Below are 19,183 nucleotides of genomic sequence, written 5' to 3'. Positions count from 1 at the left end.
AGGCCATGCCGAGCTATACCGCCCCGATCAAGGATTTCCAGTTCGTGCTGCACGATGTGCTGCAGATGGAAAAGATGAGCAACCAGCTGGGCTTCACCGATGCCAGCCGTGACGTGGTCGACGCCGTGCTGGAAGAAGGCGGCAAGTTCATGAGCGAGGTCACCGCGCCGCTGAACCGCGTCGGCGACCTGGAAGGCTGCAAGTGGGACAACGGCGTGGTCACCACGCCGACCGGTTTCAAGGAAGCCTACGAGAAATATTGCGAGGCCGGCTGGGGCGCGCTGACCGCCGAAGAGAAATACGGCGGCCAGGGCCTGCCGCATGTGCTGGGCATCGCCATGGCGGAAATCCAGTCCTCGGCCAATATGGCCTTTGCCATGTATCCGGGCCTGACCCACGGCGCCTATGAGGCGCTGCTGCGGCACGGCTCGGAAGAGCAGAAAGACAAGTATCTGCCCAACATGGCGTCGGGCAAATGGACCGGCACCATGAACCTGACCGAGCCGCATTGCGGCACGGATCTCGGCCTGATGCGCACCAAGGCCGAACCGCAGGCTGATGGCAGCTACCTGATCACCGGCACCAAGATCTTCATCTCGGCCGGCGAACACGACATGGCCGAGAACATCATCCATCTGGTACTGGCCAAGATTCCGGGCGGCCCGGAAGGTATCAAGGGCGTCAGCCTGTTCCTGGTGCCGAAATTCCTGGTGAACGACGACGGCTCGCTCGGCGCCCGCAACGGCGTCAGCTGCGGCTCGATCGAACACAAGATGGGCATCCACGGCAATTCCACCTGCGTGCTGAACTACGACAATGCCAGGGGCTGGCTGGTCGGCCAGATGCACAAGGGCATGCAGGCGATGTTCGTGATGATGAATGCCGCCCGCCTCGGCGTCGGCGTGCAGGGCCTGAGCCAGGCCGAGGTCGCCTACCAGAATGCGCTGACCTACGCGAATGACCGTCTGCAGGGCCGCTCGATCACGGGCACCAAGGCGCCGGACAAGCCGGCCGATCCGATCATCGTGCATCCCGACATCCGGCGCACGCTGATGACGATCAAGGCTTTCACCGAAGGCAGCCGCGCACTGGCCTTGTGGACCGGTATTGAGCTGGATGTCGCCGCCAAGCATCCTGACGAGCAGCGCCGCCAGGAAGCCGACGATCTCGTCGCCTTCCTCACCCCGATGGTGAAGGCCTATATGACCGATTACGGCTACCAGTGCGCCACCATGGCCCAGCAGGTCTATGGCGGCCACGGCTATATCGCCGAATGGGGCATGGAGCAGTTCGTGCGCGATGCGCGTATTGCGATGATCTATGAAGGTGCCAATGGCATCCAGGCACTCGACCTCGTCGGCCGCAAGCTGCCGACCGGCATCGGTCGCCTCGCCCGCCGCTTCTTCCATCCGGTGTCAGCCTTCATCGAAGAGAAGATGATGGATCCCGGTATCGGCAAGGATTACGTCATGCCGCTGGCGAAAGCCTTCGCCCGCCTGCAGACCGCGACTGCCGTGGTCAGCGAGCGCGGCCTGAAGAACCCCGACGAAGCCGGCGCCGCCTCGTGGGATTACCTGAACCTCTTCGCCCTCGTGGCGCTGGGCTTCATGTGGGCCCGCATGGCCGAAGTGGCCAAGCAGAAGCTGGCCGAAGGCGGCGGCGACAAGGACTTCTACGAGACCAAGCTGGTCACCGCGCGCTTCTTCATGGACCGCATGCTGCCCGATACGGCGGCGCAGCTCGCCAAGATCCAGGCCGGCGCCGAGAGCACGATGATGCTGAAGGCCGCCAATTTCTAAATTCCAGCCACGCAGGACGTGGCCCAAGTCTAGCCGGAGGAAACGAATAAATGACCGAATACGGCATCCCGCGCAGCATCTATGGCGAAGACCACCAGATGTTCCGCGAGGCGGCGCGCAAGTTCTACGAACGCGAGGTCGTCCCCCATCACGCGAAATGGGAAGAGGCCGGTGTGGTGCCGAAGGATGTCTGGCGCAAGGCCGGCGAAGCGGGTTTCCTCTGCGCCACCATGCCGGAAGAATACGGCGGCTCCGGCGTTGATCGGCTCTATTCGGCAATCCTGATGGAAGAACAGGCCTACACCGGCTGTACCGGTCCGGGCTTCTCGCTGCATTCCGACATCGTCGCGCCCTATATCCTCGCCTATGGCTCGGACGAGCAGAAGAAGAAGTGGCTGCCCAAGATGGCGACCGGCGAAGTGATCGGCGCGATTGCCATGACTGAGCCGGGTGCCGGGTCCGACCTGCAGGGCGTCAAGACCACGGCCGTGCGCGATGGCAACGAATTTGTCATCAACGGCCAAAAGACCTTTATCACCAACGGCCAGAATGCCGATCTGGTTATCGTCGTGACCAAGACCGATCCCAAGCAGGGTGCCAAGGGCACCTCGCTGTTCCTGGTCGAGGCCGGTCGCGAAGGCTTCACCAAGGGCCGCAATCTCGAAAAGCTCGGCATGAAAGCGCAGGATACCTCGGAGCTGTTCTTCTCCGATGTGCGCGTGCCACCGGAAAACATGCTGGGCGGCGAAGGCCAGGGCTTCTTCTATCTGATGCAGGAGCTGGCCTGGGAACGCCTGCAGATCGCCATCATGGCGGTGGCCGGCTGCGAGGCCGCGCTGAAATGGACGGTGGACTACACCCGCGAGCGCAAGGTGTTCGGCAAGTCGGTGCTGGATTTCCAGAATACCAAGTTCGAACTGGCCGAGTTGAAGACCGAGACGCAGATCGCCCGCGTCTTCGTCGACAAGTGCATCGAGATGGTGGCTGACCACAAGTTGGACGTCGCCACCGCGGCAATGGCGAAATACTGGACCACCGATCTGCAGGGCAAGCTGCTCGACCGCTGCCTGCAGCTGTTCGGCGGCTACGGCTTCATGTGGGAATATCCGATCACCCGCGCCTATGCCGATGCCCGCGTACAGCGCATCTATGGCGGCACCAACGAGATCATGAAGGAACTGATCAGCCGCACTTTGTAATTGCTATCCGGGTATCCGGCGTAAACGACGACAGACAAGAGAGAGCAAGGGAGAGAGACCATGACCGAAGCCTTCATCTACGACGCCGTGCGCACGCCGCGCGGCAAGGGCCGCGCCAGCGGCGCCCTGCATGAAGTGACTCCGATGCGGCTGGCCACCACGGCGCTGGAAGCCGTGCGCGACCGCAACAATCCCGACACCTCCCTCGTCGACGACGTGGTGCTGGGCTGCGTCATGCCGGTGGGCGAACAGGGTTCGGACATTGCCCGCGTCGCCCTGATCCAGGCCGGCTATGCCGAAACCACCGCCGGCGTGCAGGTCAACCGCTTCTGCGCCTCGGGTCTGGAAGCCTGCAACATGGCAGCCGCGCAGGTGATGTCGGGCCAGTCGCAGATGGCGATCGGCGGCGGCGTCGAAAGCATGAGCCGCGTACCGATGGGCTCCGACGGTGGCGCCTGGGCCACCGATCCGGCCGTGGCGATGCCGACTTACTTTGTGCCGCAGGGCATCTCGGCAGACCTGATCGCCACCAAATACGGTTTCAGCCGCGACGACGTCGATTCTTACGCGGTGGAAAGCCAGAAGCGCGCCAAGCGTTCCTGGGACGAAGGCCGCTTCAAGAAGTCGATCATCCCGGTCAAGGACATCAACGGCCTGACCATTCTCGACCGTGACGAGCATATGCGTCCTGAGACCACCATGCAGTCGCTGGCCTCGCTCGATCCGTCCTTCGTGGCGATGGGCGAGCAGTTCGGCTTCGACTCGGTCGCCATGCAGCGCTATCCGGACGTCGAGCGTATCGAACATGTGCATCATGCCGGCAACTCGTCCGGCATCGTCGACGGCGCCGCCGCCGTGCTGATCGGCAACAAGGAAGCCGGCCAGAAGACCGGCCTGAAGCCGCGCGCTCGCATCCGCAGCTTTGCGTCCATCGGCTCAGAGCCGACCATCATGTTGACCGGCCCGAGCTTCGCGGCCGAAAAGGCGCTGAAGCTGGCCGGCATGAAGCCGTCCGACATTGATCTGTATGAGCTGAACGAGGCTTTCGCCTCTGTCGTTCTGCGCTTCATGCAGGCGCTGAACATCTCGCACGACAAGATCAACGTGAATGGCGGCGCCATAGCGCTGGGCCACCCACTGGGCGCCACCGGCGCGATGATCCTGGGCACCATGGTCGACGAGCTGGAACGCACCGGCAAGAGCACCGCGCTGGTCACGCTCTGCGTCGGCGCCGGCATGGGCACCGCCACCATCATCGAGCGCGTCTAAGCGCGCCTTTACGTTATTCAAGGATGAAACAATGATCGATTATAGCGTTGATGGCGACGGCGTCGCCTCCATCGTCTGGAACATGACCGACCGGTCGATGAACGTGATGAACCAGGCCAGTGTCGCGGCCTTTGGCGAGGCGGCCCAGAAGGCGATTGCCGACAAGGCCGTGAAGGGCGTGATCGTCACCTCGGCGAAAGGCGACTTCGTCGCCGGCGGCGATCTGGTCAGCATGCTGGAAGAAAGCAAGGATGCGGCCAAGGCGCTGCAGAACAGTTTCAAGCTGCAGAAAATGTTTCGCGACATCGAAAAGGCCGGCAAGCCCTTCGTCGCCGCGATCAACGGCACGGCACTCGGTGGCGGCTACGAAATCTGCCTCGCCTGCCACCGCCGCATCGCCGCCGACAATCCGAAGGCGCTGATCGGCCTGCCGGAAGCCACGATAGGCCTGCTGCCCGGTGCCGGCGGCACCCAGCGCCTACCGCGCCTGATCGGCGTCTCCAAGGCGCTGCCGATGATCCTGGAAGGCAAAAAGGTCGATCCGAAGGCCGCCCTCGGCCTCGGCATGATCGACGAAGTCGTGGCGCCAGCCGACCTGCTCAAGCGCGCCAAGGAGTGGATCCTCGGCGACGGCCAGACCGGCCATGTGAAGCCCTGGGACCAGAAAGGCTTCCGCGTGCCGGAAGCCGCCAACACGCCGCGCGGCGCGCAGGTCTTCACCGCCGGCAATGCCATGCTGCGCGCCAAGACGCAGGGCAACTATCCCAATGCCCAGTACATCATGTCCTGCGTCTACGAGGGCATGCTGGTCGATATCGATACCGGCCTGAAGATCGAAAGCCGCTATTTCGTCGCCTGCACGCAGTCGAAGGAAGCGCGCAACATGATCCGCTCGCTGTTCTTCTCGATCGGCGAGGCCAACAAGCTGGCCAATCGCCCCAAGAACATCCCGACGCAGACCTACACCAAGGTTGGTATCCTCGGTGCTGGCATGATGGGCGCCGGCATTGCCTGGGCCTGCTCTTCGGTGGGCATCCAGACCGTGCTGCTGGATTCCACGCAGGAGTCGGCTGACAAGGGCAAGGCCTACTCGGCCGCCCTGCTCGACAAGCGCATCAAGGCCAAAAAGGCCACCGAGGCCGACAAGGAGAAGCAGCTCGGCCTGATCAAGGCCACGACGTCTTACGACGACCTCAAGGGCTGCGACCTGATCATCGAAGCCGTGTTCGAGGACCGCGCGATCAAGGCGGATGTAACGAAGAAGGCCGAGGCGCAGATCGCGCCGACCGCCATCTTCGCCTCCAATACCTCGACGCTTCCCATCAGCGGCCTGGCCGAAGCCAGCAGCCGGCCGGCCAACTTCATCGGACTGCATTTCTTCTCGCCCGTCGACAAGATGCCGTTGGTCGAGATCATCCGCGGCAAGCAAACCTCGGATGAGACGCTGGCCCGCGCCATGGACTTCGTGAAGAAGATCCGCAAGACGCCGATCGTGGTCAACGACAGCCGCGGCTTCTATACCAGCCGCGTCTTTGCGACTTACGTGACCGAAGGCCTGACCATGCTGGCCGAGGGCGTCGCGCCCGCCATCATCGAGAATGCCGGCAAGATGGCCGGCATGCCGGTGGGCCCGCTGGCACTGGCCGACGAAGTGTCGATGGAGCTGATGCATCGCGTGCGGCAGCAGACCAGGAAGGACCTCGGCGACGCCTACAAGTCGGACGGTTCCGAACCGGTGCTGCAGGCGATGGTCGAAAAGCTCGGCCGTATCGGCAAGAAGGCCGGCAAGGGCTTCTACGAGTATCCGGCCGATGGCAGGAAAAAGCTGTGGAGCGATCTGGCCAAGCATTTCCCGGTCAAGCCGGCAGCCGAACAGCCCGATGTGCAGGACGTGATCAAGCGGCTGGTCTATATCCAGTCGGTCGAGACCGCGCGCTGCCTGGAAGAGAATGTCGTCATCGACGTGCGCGATGCCGATGTCGGCTCGATCATGGGCTGGGGATTTCCGCCGTTTCGTGGCGGCACGGTCAGCAATATCGACACCGTGGGCGTGCAGCCCTTCGTGACGGAATGCGACGCGCTGGCGCAGAAGTATGGCGCGCGCTTCACGCCACCCAGGCTGCTGCGCGACATGGCGGCACAGGGCAAGGCCTTCTACGCCGCCTGATCATAACCACGCAGTACTACAGAAAAGGCCGGTGCAAACCGGCCTTTTTTTATGGGCGTCTCGCAACGCAGGGTATTATTGCGCCGCAAAATTGGTTCGGATTGGTCAATGCAGTCCGTGATTGACCGCCCCGTGTGCGCGACATAGCTTAACAAAAAAAAATTACTCCTCCCTGAAAATGACGAGCGCCCGTAAAGCGAAGTCCCGGCCTGATCGCCGAAGACAAGCCTGGAGCGTTTGCGCCACGGATTTCCGCTGTCCGGCATTCCCGGTGGCTATTGTTGCGTGCGTAACCAACAACAAACGGGAGGAACACATGCAAGATCATCAGAAGACGAAGTCCGCGTCCGCCGCACCGGCCAATCCGGATCGGCGCCGGGCAATCAAGACTCTGGGGGTATCGGCAGCCATCGGCGTCGGCGCCACCGCCATTGGCGCCCCCTTCATCAGCGATCCGGCAAAAGCGGCCACCACGACCTGGAAGGTGCAGACCTCCTGGCCGGCCGGCGCCGGTCTCAACACGTTCAAAGCCTGGTGCGCCACGATCAAGGAGCGGTCGGGCGGCGAGCTGGAATTCAAGGCTTTCGCGGCCAAGGAAGTCGTCGGCGATTTCGAGTTGTTCGACGGCGTGAAGAACGGCGTTCTGGAAGCGATGAATTCCTTCACCGTCTACTGGGCCGGCAAACTGCCTGCGACGGCCTTCCTCAGCTCCTATCTGATGGGCCTGCGCTATCCCCATGAATGGGACATCTTCTTCTACAGCAAGGGCGGCCTGCAGATGGCTCGCGATGTCTTCGCCAAGCAGGGCATCTACTACGTCAACCGCATCCATCACGGTCCCAATATCGTCCATTCCAAGAAGCCGATCCGCTCGATCGAGGACTTCAAGGATCTTAAGCTGCGCGTGCCCGGCGGCATGATCGCCGAAGGTTTTGCCGCCGTTGGCGCCAAGACCACACTGCTGCCCGGCGGCGAAGTTTTCTCTGCCCTCGAAAAGGGCACCATCGAGGCTGCCGATTATACCGGCCCGGCCGTGAACTGGGATCTCGGCTTCCAGCAGGTGACCAAGTACATCTGGATGGGCCCGCCGGGACTGGAATCGATTTACCAGCCGGTCGATTTGATGGACTTCTGCGTCGGCATGAATCACTGGAACAAGCTGTCGCCGCAGATGAAGCAGTTCGTCGAATCGGAAGTGCAGGTTTATTCGAACGTTCACCATGCCGCGATCCAGAAGGCGGATCTCGAAGCCTGGGACAAGTTCGCCAAGGCCGGCACTGAAGTGAACCGTCTGCCGGCTGAGGATCTGCCGAAGTTCCAGCGCGTCGCGGTGCCAATCTGGTTCAAATGGGCCAACAAGGACAAGGATGCGGCCCGGGTGTTTAAGGCCCAGCTTGAACTCATGGAATCGCCGAGCATGGGCTATGTCACGCCCGACATGTACAAGGGGCAGAAACTGGATCTCTGACTGGATCTCCCTGACGATCCAGTTGATTTCCGTTTGCACAGAGCTGCGGATGGTGTGGCTGAATGCCCCCATCCGCAGTTGCTGCGCAGGCCACTGACGAGGACCATATGCCAAGCCTTACATTTGTTCTGCCGCACTGGCTCTATTGGGCTGGACTGATCCTTTTCCCTCTCATCACGATCTACATGGTGGCCCGCGAAAAGAAGCGCGGCCTGCCGCAGGGCCCATCCCTCGGGATCGCCTACCTGTTTCTGATCTGCTCCGGCTTTGTTGGGCTGCATCGTTTCTATTTGCGCAACCGCTGGGGTTTCGTATTTCTGCCTGTCTTCTTTGCCATCCTGTATGTCAACACGCAGATCAGCGATTCCCGCGAGGATGTGTCCCGCACCCGGGCCGCCGTGGAAAGTTCGCATTCTGCCGTAACGCGCGCGAAATCCCAGGATGCCGCCGTGCTGAAACAGGCAGAGACCGGACTGTCGCAGCACGAGGCTGAATACAAGGTCGCCAGCGAGCAGTTGGCACAGCGTCGCAGTTGGTCGCAGTGGCTCGCCATCCTTCTGGCGGCCATGATCGTTGGCGATGCCATCCTGCTACCCCGCCTGACCCGGCGGCGCCGTGAAATCGAGGGGCAGACTGCCACTGCCGAACCGGTATCTGCACCGCCGGATTTCCATGAAATCGGCACCGGTCAGGATCCGACGAAGAACCTCCATACCCGGCTGACCGATATTATCGAGTGGGTGAACATACGCGCCGGCGAATTCGTCGCTTACTGGGCGATCATTGCGGTCTTCGCCTATTTCTATGAAGTGGTCGGCCGCTATGTCTTCAACTCCCCCACCAACTGGGTGCATGAGAGCATGTTCCTCATGTTCGGCATGCAGTACATGATCTGCGGCGCCTACGCCTATTACGAAGACCAGCATGTCCGCGTCGATGTGCTGTATACGAAGTTTTCTGCGCGCGGCAAGGCCATCGCAGACATCTTCACTTCAATCTTCTTCTTTATCTTCACCGTGACCATGATGTGGACGTCGTTCCGTTTTGCCAACGATGCCATCGGCATGAACGAACACTCCTTCACTGAATGGGAAATACAATACTGGCCGGTGAAGCTTGCCATGCCTCTCGGCGCAGCCCTGATCGTTCTGCAGGGACTGTCCAAGCTGGCTAAAGACATCCTTATCGTTACCCGCAGGGGGGCCTGACCGTGGGACTCGACATCGGTATTGAGTGGTTGAGCCTTCTTCTCTTCGGATCGCTCGGCCTCCTGCTTCTGCTCGGCCTGCCCATGGCGTTCTGCACCGGCAGCCTGGCCGTGGTTTTCCTGTATGTATTCGGCAACGAATACATCCTGAACATGCTGCCGTCGCGGATATTCCCGTTCATGACGGATTATCAGCTGTCGGCGGTACCATTGTTCATCTTCATGGCGGCCGTGCTGGAAAAGGCCGGCATCATCGAAGAACTGTTCGATGTGATATACAAATGGCTCGGTTCGGTGAAAGGCGGCCTCGCCGCCGCCACCGTCATCGCCTGCACCGCGCTGGCGGCAATGGTGGGCGTGGTGGGCGCGACCGAAGTCACCATGGGCATGATCGCCCTGCCGGCGATGCTGAAGCGCGGCTATGAACCCAAACTCGCCTGCGGCGCGCTGCTATCGGGCGGCACGCTCGGCATCCTGATCCCGCCATCGGTGATGGCAATCGTCTATGCGGTGGTGGCGCAGCAGTCGCTCGGCGAACTTCTGGTCGGTTCGATCTTCCCGGGTTTCCTGCTGTCCGGTCTCTATGTCGCCTATGTGGTGATCCGCTGCTACATCAATCCCTCGCTCGGCCCGGCCCTGCCGCCGGAGGAGCGTGTCGACTTCAGGGAGAAACTGCGTCTCCTGCGCAACACGATCGCGCCGATCCTTCTGATCATGCTGGTGCTCGGCGTCATCTTCGTTGGCATCGCCACGCCGGTGGAAGCGGCGGGCATCGGCACTTTTGGCGCGCTGTTTGTGGCGGGCCTGCATCGCCGCCTGAGCTGGACGACGATCAAGCAGGCGTCGCTCGACACGCTGAAGGCCACCGCCATGGTCATGTGGATCTTCTTNNCCCTACGGCATCCTGCTGCTGATGATGCTGATCCTGATCGTACTGGGCATGTTTCTCGACTGGGTCGGCATCCTGCTGCTGACGGTGCCGATCTTCCTGCCGATCATGGTCAGCCTGCCATTCGACGGGGTATTCGGACTGCCGGGCCTGGCGCCGGAAGACGTGCCGTTGTGGTACGGCGTCATCTTCATGGTGAATATGCAGATGGCCTTCCTCAGCCCGCCCTTCGGCTATTCGCTGTTCTACCTGAAAAGCGTGGCGCCGCCGCAGATCTCCATGGCCATGATCTTCAAGGCTGCCGTTCCCTTCATGGGGCTGCAGGCTTTCGGTCTGTTCCTCTGCATCATCTTCCCCAATATCGTGGTGTGGCTGCCGCGCATCGTCTATGGCGGGCAGTGAGAAGCACGGAGGAATGCCCATGTCAGCCACTGCTCTGAGAGCCCCCGCAACCAGTCTCCGCAGCCAGGTCAGCCCGGAGGAATGGGCCGTCCGCGTCGATTTGGCGGCCGCCTATCGCCTGGTGGCGCATTACGGCTGGGACGATCTGATTTTCACCCATATCTCGGCGCGCGTGCCGGGACCGGACGAGCATTTCCTGATCAATCCCTATGGCTGGATGTTCCACGAAATCACCGCATCTTCACTGGTGAAGGTGGATCTGGAGGGCAATATCGTCTCGCCGACCGACAACATCATCAACCCGGCCGGCTTCACCATCCATTCCGCCGTGCATGCCGCGCGCCACGATGTCGGCTGCGTGCTTCATCTGCATACCAGCGACGGCATCGCCGTTTCGGCCCAGGCCGACGGGCTTCTGCCGCTCAGCCAGACCGCCATGGTGGCGCTGAGCATGCTGAGCTATCACGACTACGAAGGCATCGCGCTCAATCTGGACGAGCGCGAACGGCTGGTTGCCGATCTGGGCATGAACAACCTGATGATCCTGCGCCAGCATGGCACGCTGGCCTGTGGCAGGACCGTGGCTTCGGCCTTCCTCAACATCCATGTGCTGGAACGCGCCTGCCAGGCCCAGATCAAGGCCTTGGCCGGCGGCGTGAAACTGCATCCGGCCAAGCCCGAAGTGCAGGAGCTGGTGAAAGCCCAGGTGCGCGGCTCGAAGATCGATGTCAGTGGCCTGGCCTGGGGCGGCCTGCTGCGCATGCTGGATGCGAAGGATCCCAGCTACAAGACCTGATCGCGCCGTCTAATACGCCGTGAACAGCACCATGAAGGCCGAGACGGTGATCGTGGCGATCACCGTGGTCACCAGAATGGTGCTCGACGCGCGCTGCACATAGGTATTCTGCTGCGTGGCGAGGATATAGACATTCGCCGCCGTCGGCATCGAGGCCTGGATCACCGCCACCGCCGTCAGGAAGGCATCGAGCTGCAGCACATAGGCCGCCAGCATCCAGACCACGAGCGGATGCACCGCCAGCTTGCCGATGGCGGCGAGCGATACCTGTTCCAGGCCTTCCGAAATAGGTCTTCCGACCAGCGTGAGCCCGAGCGCGAACAGCGCACAGGGCGCCGAAGCGTTGGCCAGCAGGTTGAGCAGGGTTTCCAGCGGACTGAACAGGCTGAGCCCCGTCAGCCCCCAGAGCAGGCCGGCAAATGTCGAGATGATCAGCGGGTTGCGCGACATGTTGATGGCGACGCGTTTGAAGATCGCCGGCAGCGAGGCATTGCCGCCGCTGGAGCCTTCGATCAGCGCCGTGGTCAGCGGGATCAGCAGCACATGGTCGAAGACGATGATCAGCACGGCCGGCAGCACTGCGGCGTCGCCGAACAGTGTGACCAGAATGGGCAGTCCCATGAAGCCGACGTTGCCGAACGAGGCACTCATGCCCTGCACCGCGCGTTCGCCCCAGTTGATTGCGAACAGCAGGCGGCTGAGCCCCACGGTGAAGGCATAGGCGATCAGGCCACCACCGCTGTAGGCGGCGACGAATTTCCAGTCGAAGGCGGTAAAGACCGGGGCCTGCGCCATCTTGATGAACAGCATGGCCGGCAGCGCGAACCAGATCACGAAGGCGTTCAGGCCGAGATAGGCCTGCGCCGTGATGATGCGGGTCCAGCCGGCGGCATAGCCGACAAAGATCAAACCGAAGAAGGGCAGCGAGACGTTAAGGAGCGTTCCCATGGAAGCGCCACTCAAGCAGAAACGTCGTCCCCGCGAAAGCGGGGACCCAGGGGCCATCTGAAAGATTTATGGGAATCCTCTGGGTTCCCGCTTTCGCGGGAACGACGGATAGGAAAGCACCTACTCTGCCGCCTCCGGCTGCACCAGCCGCTTGGAGAAAGCCGCCCGCACCATCTCCGGCATCACGATGGATTTGCGCGCCTTGAGGTCGAACAGCACGGCGACGATCTCGGCGCGCGCCACCGGCTGGTTCGTGTTGCTGTCGAGCATGAAATGGAAAAACCGCCAGGTCTTCTCGCGCAACTCCAGCATGCCGGTGCGGGCGTAATAGGCATCGCCGATGTTCAGCGGCCGGAAATAGTCGATGGTGTAGTCCAGCGCTGCCGAGCCGATGCTGTGTTCGCGCATCCTGTCGGCCGTCAGATCGCCGCCAGCCAGCATGTTGCCAGCCGCCTGCGAGAAACAGGCCATGTAGAAGCGCGTTGCCATGCGGCCGGTTTCTTCCGCTTCCCAGCGGTCGACACTGCCGCGTGCGGTGTCGTACATGCCAGGCACCGGCGCATCTGGAACCTTCACGCCGGTATGCGGCACGGGCGGCGGCGGCGCCTTGAGCTGCGCGGCCAGTGTATCGGCCGCCGTCGTCACATCCTGCGGCAGGGCCAGCGCGCCAGCGCCGTCCAGCCGGTCGAGGATCACTTCCGCTTCGCAGGTGGCCGACAGCGTGCTGGTCTCGGCCTCGTAAAGCTCGTGATACAGGAACAGACGATCAGCGGCCACGCGGCGGATGCCGCTGCGCATCCGCAATACAGCACCCTCATGATTCTCGCGCCTGAACTGGATGCGGTGCTTAACCGGCCGCACCGCCACCTTGTCGGCCTGCCGCCGTGCCGGACCGTAGCCCAGCGCCAGCAGCAGCTGTTTCTCGGCCTCGGCAAAGCGCGAGAGATAGAACTGCACGTTCAGATGCCCCATGCGATCGCATTCCCAGGGCTGCACCGGCGAACGTCCGGTCGGCACGAAACCGTCTTCCACCGGCGGGATCGCCACCTGCGCGGCCGGCGCGGCGGGATCGACTGTCACGGCCCTGAAACCCTCTTCCAGATCGGCCGGCAGCGCGACCGATTTGCGCTGCACCAGATCGAAGCACAGCGCCAGCACCTCGGCCTGCATGCAGAGCGCGCCGGTCTCGGCATTGTAGACGCGGTGATGGAATTTGATCTTCTTGCCCTCGGCAAAGACCACGCCGCTTTCCATACGGATCAGGTCGCCGGCATGCAGCTCGGACACGAAGCGCGTCTCGGCATTCACCGCAGCAATGCCGAGTTTCAGTTCCTTGAACGCCTTCTGCCCGAAGCCGGCCGCCAGCATCACGCTGGCCGCCGCATCGCTGATGCGGGCGGTGTAGAACTGCACATTCATATGACCGTACTGGTCGCATTCCCAGGCGGCGACCGAGCCGCGGTAGGTTTCGCGAAAATTGCTCAAGGGAAGACTCTCTGACTGGAAGTTATGGCTGGATGAAGCTGTAGATAAACCTATGTTCGCGCCTCAGGGCGCGGTGCGCAACCTTTGCACCAGTTGCTCGACATGGCGACGCACCACCGCTTCGCCGGTATCGCCGAGCGCCTTCAGTCGCCCGGTGGTTTCCAGCATCAGTGCGCCGCCGGTGACTGCCGCAAGGGAAACCGTTTCCGCCCGCAGCAGCTCTGCATCCAGCAACGGGGAGGGCCGCCGCATGGCATCGCTCAGCACGGTGTAGCACTGGATCAGCCGGCCGTTGAGCAGGCGGTCCAGTTCCGGTGTCAGGCCGGCGGGCCGGAAGCCCTGCCCCAGATACAGACCGAGATAGAGGTCATCGGGGCGTTGACGGTAGAAGTCATAAAAGGCCAGCGCGCCCGCCATCAGTTCGTCGCCGGGCGATGCCTTGGCGATAGCGTCGCGCAGATGCTTCTGCAGGTCAGCGAGAGACCCTGCCAGCATTTCGGCATAGAGCGACTCCTTCGCGGGGTAATGCAGATAGACCGTGCCAACCGCAATGCCGGCTTCGGCGGCGATGGCGCGCAAGGTCGCGCCCTCCAGGCCGTCGCGCGCGAAAATCTTGCGCGCCGCCTGCAGGATGGCCTCGCGCTTGAAGGCGCGGACGGCCTCGCGCCGCCCAGTCTTGTTGGCGGCTTTCTTCTTCTCCAGAATCTCAGCGGGCATTTTTCCACGCCAGCGGATCGCCGCCGTCGCGCTCCTTCACGGCGGCCTTGAAACCGACCTGCTCGCAGCGTGCCTTAAACGCGACGCCTTCCGGCGAATGCCGGGTGATACCGTCGAACAGCGTGGCCAGCGTCTGCGTCGAGTTCAGCCCCATATTGTCATAGGCCTGATTGACCATCAGCTTCTGCATCATCAGCTGATTCTTCGGCACGCTGGCAATGCGCGCCACCAGCGCCTCGACATGCGCATCCAGCTCGGCTTCCGGCACGCAATCGATCACCAGGCCATAGTCTTTCGCCGTCCTGCCGTCGATCAGGTCGCCGGTCAGCAGCATGCGCTTGGCCTTCTCGGCGCCCAGGCGATAGACCCACATCGCCGTGGTCGGGCAGCCCCAGATGCGCGCCGGCGGATAGCCGATCCTGGCATCCTCGGCCATCACGACCAGGTCGCAGCAGAGCGCAATGTCGCTGCCGCCCGCCACCGCATAGCCATGGATCTTGGCCACCACGGGTTTCAGCGAACGCCACAGGCTGAAGAAACAGTCGGTCGAATGCCGCATCCACTGGTAATCGACCAGCGGATCCCAGGGCATGTCCTGGCTGCCCTTCACCGGCCGCGGCGCCTCGGCATATTCCTTCAGGTCGTAGCCGGCGCAGAAGGCCCGCCCGGCCCCGCTCAGCAGGATCACATGCACATCGTCATCCTGGTTGGCGCGCTCGACGGCAGCGCGCAGCAGGTCCGGCGTGGTCTCGTGGATGGCGTTGAGATGTTCAGGCCGGTTCAGCGTGATGCGGGCGACGCGGCCGTCGCGTTCATAAAGAACGAAGGGTTCTGGCTGGGACATGGCTTCCTCCTGTTTGAGGAAATCGTATCATCGTTCATTAAAATGAACAATGTTCATAGTTCAAGTTCGCGATAGCGCGCCCCGGGCAGCGGATTGTCGTAATACGCCGGAATATCGCGGAATCCCAGCGCATCATAAATCCGGTTGGCCGCCACCATCGAGGGGAAGGTATCGAGCCGGATCGCGCGGTAGCCGAAGCGGCGTGCCTCGGCCAGTACGGCATCGGTGAGCGCGCGGCCGAAATTATGGCCGCGCCCGGCCGGATCGATATAGAGCCGCTTCATCTCGGCGATCCCGTCGCCCAGATTGCGCAGGCCGACCACGCCGACCGCCTCGCCGTTGCGCTTGGCCAACAGCAGAGCGCCGCGCGAGTCAGCGGCATATTTGCCCGGCAGGCCGGCGAGTTCCTCGTCGAAACCCTGGAAGCAGAGGCTGAAATCCAGCGACTGCGCATAAGCTAGGAACAGCCGGCGCGCGGCTTCGACGTCGTCGGCCGTGCGGGCGGCGGTGATCGAGAGGGCGGGTGCGGAGTCGGTCATACCCTCATCAGAAAAGAAAAGGGCGCGGCACACAACAGGGATTGATGCCGCGCCCAGCCGGCTTGCGCCGACCTTCCGGCGGTTATCGGGGCAACCGCCGAAACGAAATTTGTCTTCGCCCTTACAGTGTTACCGTGCCTTCCATGAAGGGCTTGCAGGTACCGGCCATGAAAACGCGTTCGCTCTCCAGCCGGCAGTACAGCGTGCCGCCGCGCTTCGACGCCTGATAGGCGACGATGTCGGTCTTGCCGAGCCGCCTGGCCCAATAGGGCACGATGCTGCAATGGGCCGAACCGGTGACCGGATCTTCCGGAATGCCCTTGGCCGGCGCAAAGAAACGCGACACGCAATCAATACCCGGCCGATCACCCGGCGCGGTCACCATCACGGCGAACTTGTCGATATCCATCAACCCGTTCATGTCGGGCTTCAGTGCGCGCACCGTGGCCGCATTGTCGTAGACCAGCATGTAGTCGCGCGCGCCCAGGATCTCCGCCGGCTCGGCACCCAGCGCTTCGATCAGGCCGGCACAGGGCTGCACCGGCGCCGCAGGGCGTACCGGGAAATCGAGCGTCAGTCGGCCGCTTGCACCGTCTTGCGTCACGTTCAGCGTTCCGCTCTTGGTGAAGAAAGCGACGCGGTCGCGGCCGCGCTCCAGCTTGTTGAACAAAACCCAGGCGGAAGCCAGCGTGGCATGGCCGCACAGATCGATCTCTACCTCGGGCGTGAACCAGCGCAGACCGAAACCGTCTTCACCCAACCCGCCCTTCTGCGGCACGAAGAAGGCCGTCTCGGCGAGATTATTCTCGGCCGCCAGCGCCTGCATCGTTGCCTCCGGCAGCCAGCTTTCCAGCGGTATCACCGCGGCGGGATTGCCCTTGAACACGGCATCGGCGAAGGCATCGACCTGATAGAGCGGCAGTTGCATGTCGGCCTCAGAGATAGAGCAGCACGGCCGACAGCAGCGTCAGGCCGGCCATGGTGAAATTGAAGATCGTGCGGGCGCGTGCATCGCTTAAGTACCGCCCGATGCCGACACCGAACAGCGCCCAGAGCGACACGCAGGGCAGGTTGATGATGGTGAAGATCGCTGCAATCAGCGCGACCTCAAGACCATAATGGCCGCCCGGCGTGGTGAAGGCCGCCACCGCGCCCACCGCCATCATCCAGGCCTTCGGATTGACATACTGGAACAGTGCGGCCTCGTGAAAGCGCATCGGCCGCAGTTCGGCTCTGCTTTCGATGCCGCCGGCGCGCGCCAGTTGCCAGGCGAGCCAGACCAGATACAGCGCGCCAACGGCCTTCAGGCCCTGGTGCAGCCAGTCGCTGGCAAGAATCACCGCGCCGAGGCCGACGCCGGTGACAAGGATGAGCGACAGGAAGCCGGCACTGATGCCCAGCATATGCGGCACAGTGCGGCGGAAACCGAAATTCGCACCCGAAGCGGTGAGCAGGATGTTGTTGGGGCCGGGCGTGATCGAGGTGACCACGGCAAAGAGCGCGAGCGGCAGCAGCAGGAAGGTTTCAGCTTGCCCAATATTAAACAGACTTGGCATGTCGCGCCTTTTGGGGAGGGTATCCGGCGTCGGTGCATCTGATGCGCACGCGACGCCGGCAGCCGGGGGGCTTAAACCCTCGATGATCTATCTATCGAAGCCACACCGGCTTGCGGCTCAGCTCGGCTTCCACATCGGCGCGGGTGAGGCCGACGTCTTTCAGAATTTCCTGCGGCAGCCCGGCCAGATCAGCCCGCTCACGGGCCTGGCGCTGCCAGTCGAGCAGCGTCAGCACCATGGTCGTCGCGCCCCTGGCGCTGACAGTCACAGTGCGGTCGATAACCCGGCCGATCGTGCTGCCCGCGCGTTCGACCGGGCCAATACCATAAGGCCGGTCGATTGTATCGATACAATTCGTCATAACACCCCTCCAATATCTGGGAAGATTTTGATGATTGGACCCGCTCAATGCAGGCAATCAGATAATTGATTGACTCTTTTATGGGGTCAATGGCAATATTGTCACCATGACAATGTGGATCCCCAATCTCGAAGCATTCCCGGGCCCGCGCTATCAGGCGCTCGCCACGGCGATTGAAACCGCCATCCAGACGGGCGAACTGCCGGTCGGCGCCAAGCTGCCGCCGCAACGCAATCTCGCCTGGAAGCTCGGCGTCACCGTCGGCACCGTCAGCCGCGGCTACATGCTGGCCGAACAGAAGGGTCTGCTGTCGGGCGAAGTCGGACGCGGCACTTTCGTGAAGCCTTACGATGGCCTGAGCGGAAACACCGGCTTCCGCAGCGAGATTGTCGCGCCGCTGGGCGAGATTCCACGGCTGGGTACGCCGGGGGTGATCGAGCTGTCGCGCAACGAACCGAGCCTGCCCGATTTCGAAGACATCATGCGCAGCTCGCTGCAGCGTCTCTCCATGCGCGGCGGGTTGCAGAATCTGCTCGGCTACAGCCGTACACTGGGCGATCCGGCGCATCGTGCGGCGGCTGCCGCCTGGATCGGCCGTGTCGGGCTGTCGGTGACGCCGGAACAGGTGATTGCCACCGCCGGCGCGCAGCAGGCGCTCGCTATCGTGATGACGGCGATGACCATGCCCAATGAAGTGATGCTGGTCGAATCGCTGACCTATGGCGGCGTGCATGAAAATGCGCAGCAGCGCCCGATCCGGCTAGAAGCCGTGGCGATGGACGACGAAGGCATGCGGCCCGATGCGCTGGCCGAGGCCGCGCGTCGCACCGGCAGCCGGCTGGTGCTGATCCAGCCGACGATTCACAATCCCACCACCGTAATGATGACGGCCGAACGCCGCGCCGCGATCATTGCTGTCGCCCGCAAGCACGACCTCACCATCATCGAAGACGATGTCTACGGCTTCCTGATGCAGGACCGGCCGCTGCCGATCGCGGCCTTGGCGCCGGAGCGCACCATCTACATCACCAGCGCCTCGAAATGCATGGCGCCGGGCCTGCGCGTGGGCTGGATCGCCGCGCCGCCGGTGCTGGTGGAACGCTTCGCCGATGCGCTGCATGCGGTCGCGGTCAACAATCCGCGGCTCAACCAGGAAATCGTGCGGCAGTGGATCGAGGACGGCACGGCAGACATGCTGGTGAATCGCCTGCGCGAGGAAGCCGCGATCCGCAATGCCATCGCCGCCGAGGTCTTCGACGGCCTGACCATGCGCAGTCATCCCGCCAGCCTGCACTGCTATCTCGAACTGCCCAATCCCTGGCGACCGAACGAATTCACCAACCAGGCACTCGGCCAGGGCGTGCGGATCGCCAGTTGTACGTCCTTCCTGCTGGACAGCCGCCCCAATCCGCCGCCCTGGGTGCGGGTGTCGCTGGCGCCCTCGCCCGACCGTTCGGAAGTGGCGGATGGGTTGCGGCGCCTGCGCAGTCTGATCGAACGCGGCCCGGAAGCGCGTCACGCCGTCGTTTAGCAATCC

At 62.8% G+C, this 19,183-nt stretch carries 17 protein-coding genes and 1 pseudogene; 10 read left to right on the top strand and 8 right to left on the bottom strand.

Going from position 1 to position 19,183, the window contains the following annotated elements; all coding sequences use genetic code 11:
• Positions 1–5: 5 nt before the first annotated feature.
• The 9 genes and pseudogenes from CTR53_RS06790 to CTR53_RS06750 all read left to right on the top strand — a co-directional run bounded on the left by CTR53_RS06790 (position 6) and on the right by CTR53_RS06750 (position 11,196).
• On the top strand, positions 6–1,799 hold the full coding sequence (locus tag CTR53_RS06790) for an acyl-CoA dehydrogenase C-terminal domain-containing protein (protein ID WP_290810314.1): 1,794 nt from the start codon (positions 6–8) through the stop codon (positions 1,797–1,799).
• A 50-nt stretch (positions 1,800–1,849) separates the two neighbouring features.
• Positions 1,850–2,998, top strand: coding sequence for an acyl-CoA dehydrogenase family protein (locus CTR53_RS06785; protein ID WP_290810311.1), 1,149 nt, complete (start codon positions 1,850–1,852; stop codon positions 2,996–2,998).
• Between the two features lie 60 nt (positions 2,999–3,058).
• A complete protein-coding gene (locus tag CTR53_RS06780; RefSeq protein WP_290810308.1) occupies positions 3,059–4,267 on the top strand; it encodes an acetyl-CoA C-acetyltransferase in 1,209 nt (402 codons plus the stop codon).
• A 31-nt stretch (positions 4,268–4,298) separates the two neighbouring features.
• Positions 4,299–6,434, top strand: a complete 2,136-nt coding sequence (locus CTR53_RS06775) for a 3-hydroxyacyl-CoA dehydrogenase NAD-binding domain-containing protein (protein WP_290810305.1) — start codon at positions 4,299–4,301, stop codon at positions 6,432–6,434.
• Between the two features lie 316 nt (positions 6,435–6,750).
• Positions 6,751–7,902, top strand: a complete 1,152-nt coding sequence (gene dctP, locus CTR53_RS06770) for a TRAP transporter substrate-binding protein DctP (protein ID WP_290810302.1) — start codon at positions 6,751–6,753, stop codon at positions 7,900–7,902.
• Positions 7,903–8,009: 107 nt separating this feature from the next.
• On the top strand, positions 8,010–9,110 hold the full coding sequence (locus CTR53_RS06765) for a TRAP transporter small permease subunit (protein ID WP_290810299.1): 1,101 nt from the start codon (positions 8,010–8,012) through the stop codon (positions 9,108–9,110).
• Between the two features lie 83 nt (positions 9,111–9,193).
• A pseudogene (locus CTR53_RS06760) lies at positions 9,194–9,937 on the top strand (TRAP transporter large permease subunit); the annotation flags it as partial.
• An 85-nt stretch (positions 9,938–10,022) separates the two neighbouring features.
• Entirely contained in the window at positions 10,023–10,400 is a 378-nt protein-coding gene (locus CTR53_RS06755) for a TRAP transporter large permease subunit (RefSeq protein ID WP_367158954.1), read from the top strand.
• 19 nt (positions 10,401–10,419) lie between these two features.
• Positions 10,420–11,196, top strand: a complete 777-nt coding sequence (locus CTR53_RS06750; RefSeq protein ID WP_290810295.1) for a class II aldolase/adducin family protein — start codon at positions 10,420–10,422, stop codon at positions 11,194–11,196.
• Positions 11,197–11,205: 9 nt separating this feature from the next.
• Here the strand turns inward: CTR53_RS06750 and CTR53_RS06745 are convergent, their stop codons facing one another.
• From CTR53_RS06745 to CTR53_RS06710, 8 genes are all read right to left on the bottom strand, one after another.
• On the bottom strand, positions 11,206–12,144 hold the full coding sequence (locus tag CTR53_RS06745) for an AEC family transporter (protein ID WP_290810292.1): 939 nt from the start codon (positions 12,142–12,144) through the stop codon (positions 11,206–11,208).
• A gap of 120 nt (positions 12,145–12,264) precedes the next feature.
• A complete protein-coding gene (locus tag CTR53_RS06740; RefSeq protein WP_290810289.1) occupies positions 12,265–13,629 on the bottom strand; it encodes a thioesterase family protein in 1,365 nt (454 codons plus the stop codon).
• Between the two features lie 63 nt (positions 13,630–13,692).
• Entirely contained in the window at positions 13,693–14,346 is a 654-nt protein-coding gene (locus CTR53_RS06735; RefSeq protein WP_290810286.1) for a TetR/AcrR family transcriptional regulator, read from the bottom strand.
• A complete protein-coding gene (locus CTR53_RS06730) occupies positions 14,336–15,190 on the bottom strand; it encodes a crotonase/enoyl-CoA hydratase family protein (RefSeq protein WP_290810283.1) in 855 nt (284 codons plus the stop codon). The genes CTR53_RS06735 and CTR53_RS06730 overlap by 11 nt, the downstream gene beginning before the upstream one ends.
• A 53-nt stretch (positions 15,191–15,243) precedes the next feature.
• A complete protein-coding gene (locus CTR53_RS06725) occupies positions 15,244–15,729 on the bottom strand; it encodes a GNAT family N-acetyltransferase (RefSeq protein WP_290810282.1) in 486 nt (161 codons plus the stop codon).
• A gap of 121 nt (positions 15,730–15,850) precedes the next feature.
• Entirely contained in the window at positions 15,851–16,657 is an 807-nt protein-coding gene (locus CTR53_RS06720; protein WP_290810280.1) for a PhzF family phenazine biosynthesis protein, read from the bottom strand.
• A gap of 7 nt (positions 16,658–16,664) precedes the next feature.
• On the bottom strand, positions 16,665–17,285 hold the full coding sequence (locus CTR53_RS06715; protein ID WP_290810277.1) for a LysE family translocator: 621 nt from the start codon (positions 17,283–17,285) through the stop codon (positions 16,665–16,667).
• 91 nt (positions 17,286–17,376) lie between these two features.
• Positions 17,377–17,646 (bottom strand): DUF1127 domain-containing protein, encoded by a 270-nt coding sequence (locus tag CTR53_RS06710; RefSeq protein ID WP_290810275.1) that lies wholly within the window; start codon positions 17,644–17,646, stop codon positions 17,377–17,379.
• A 106-nt stretch (positions 17,647–17,752) separates the two neighbouring features.
• Between CTR53_RS06710 and CTR53_RS06705 the strand changes: the two genes are divergently transcribed.
• Positions 17,753–19,177, top strand: a complete 1,425-nt coding sequence (locus CTR53_RS06705) for a PLP-dependent aminotransferase family protein (RefSeq protein WP_290810273.1) — start codon at positions 17,753–17,755, stop codon at positions 19,175–19,177.
• Positions 19,178–19,183 lie beyond the last annotated feature (6 nt).

It is taken from the genome of Ferrovibrio sp., from assembly GCF_002796975.1.
Taxonomy (GTDB): Bacteria; Pseudomonadota; Alphaproteobacteria; order Ferrovibrionales; family Ferrovibrionaceae; genus Ferrovibrio.
Note: the sequence above shows the minus strand (reverse complement) of the source record. Positions and strands in the feature narration are given on the sequence as shown.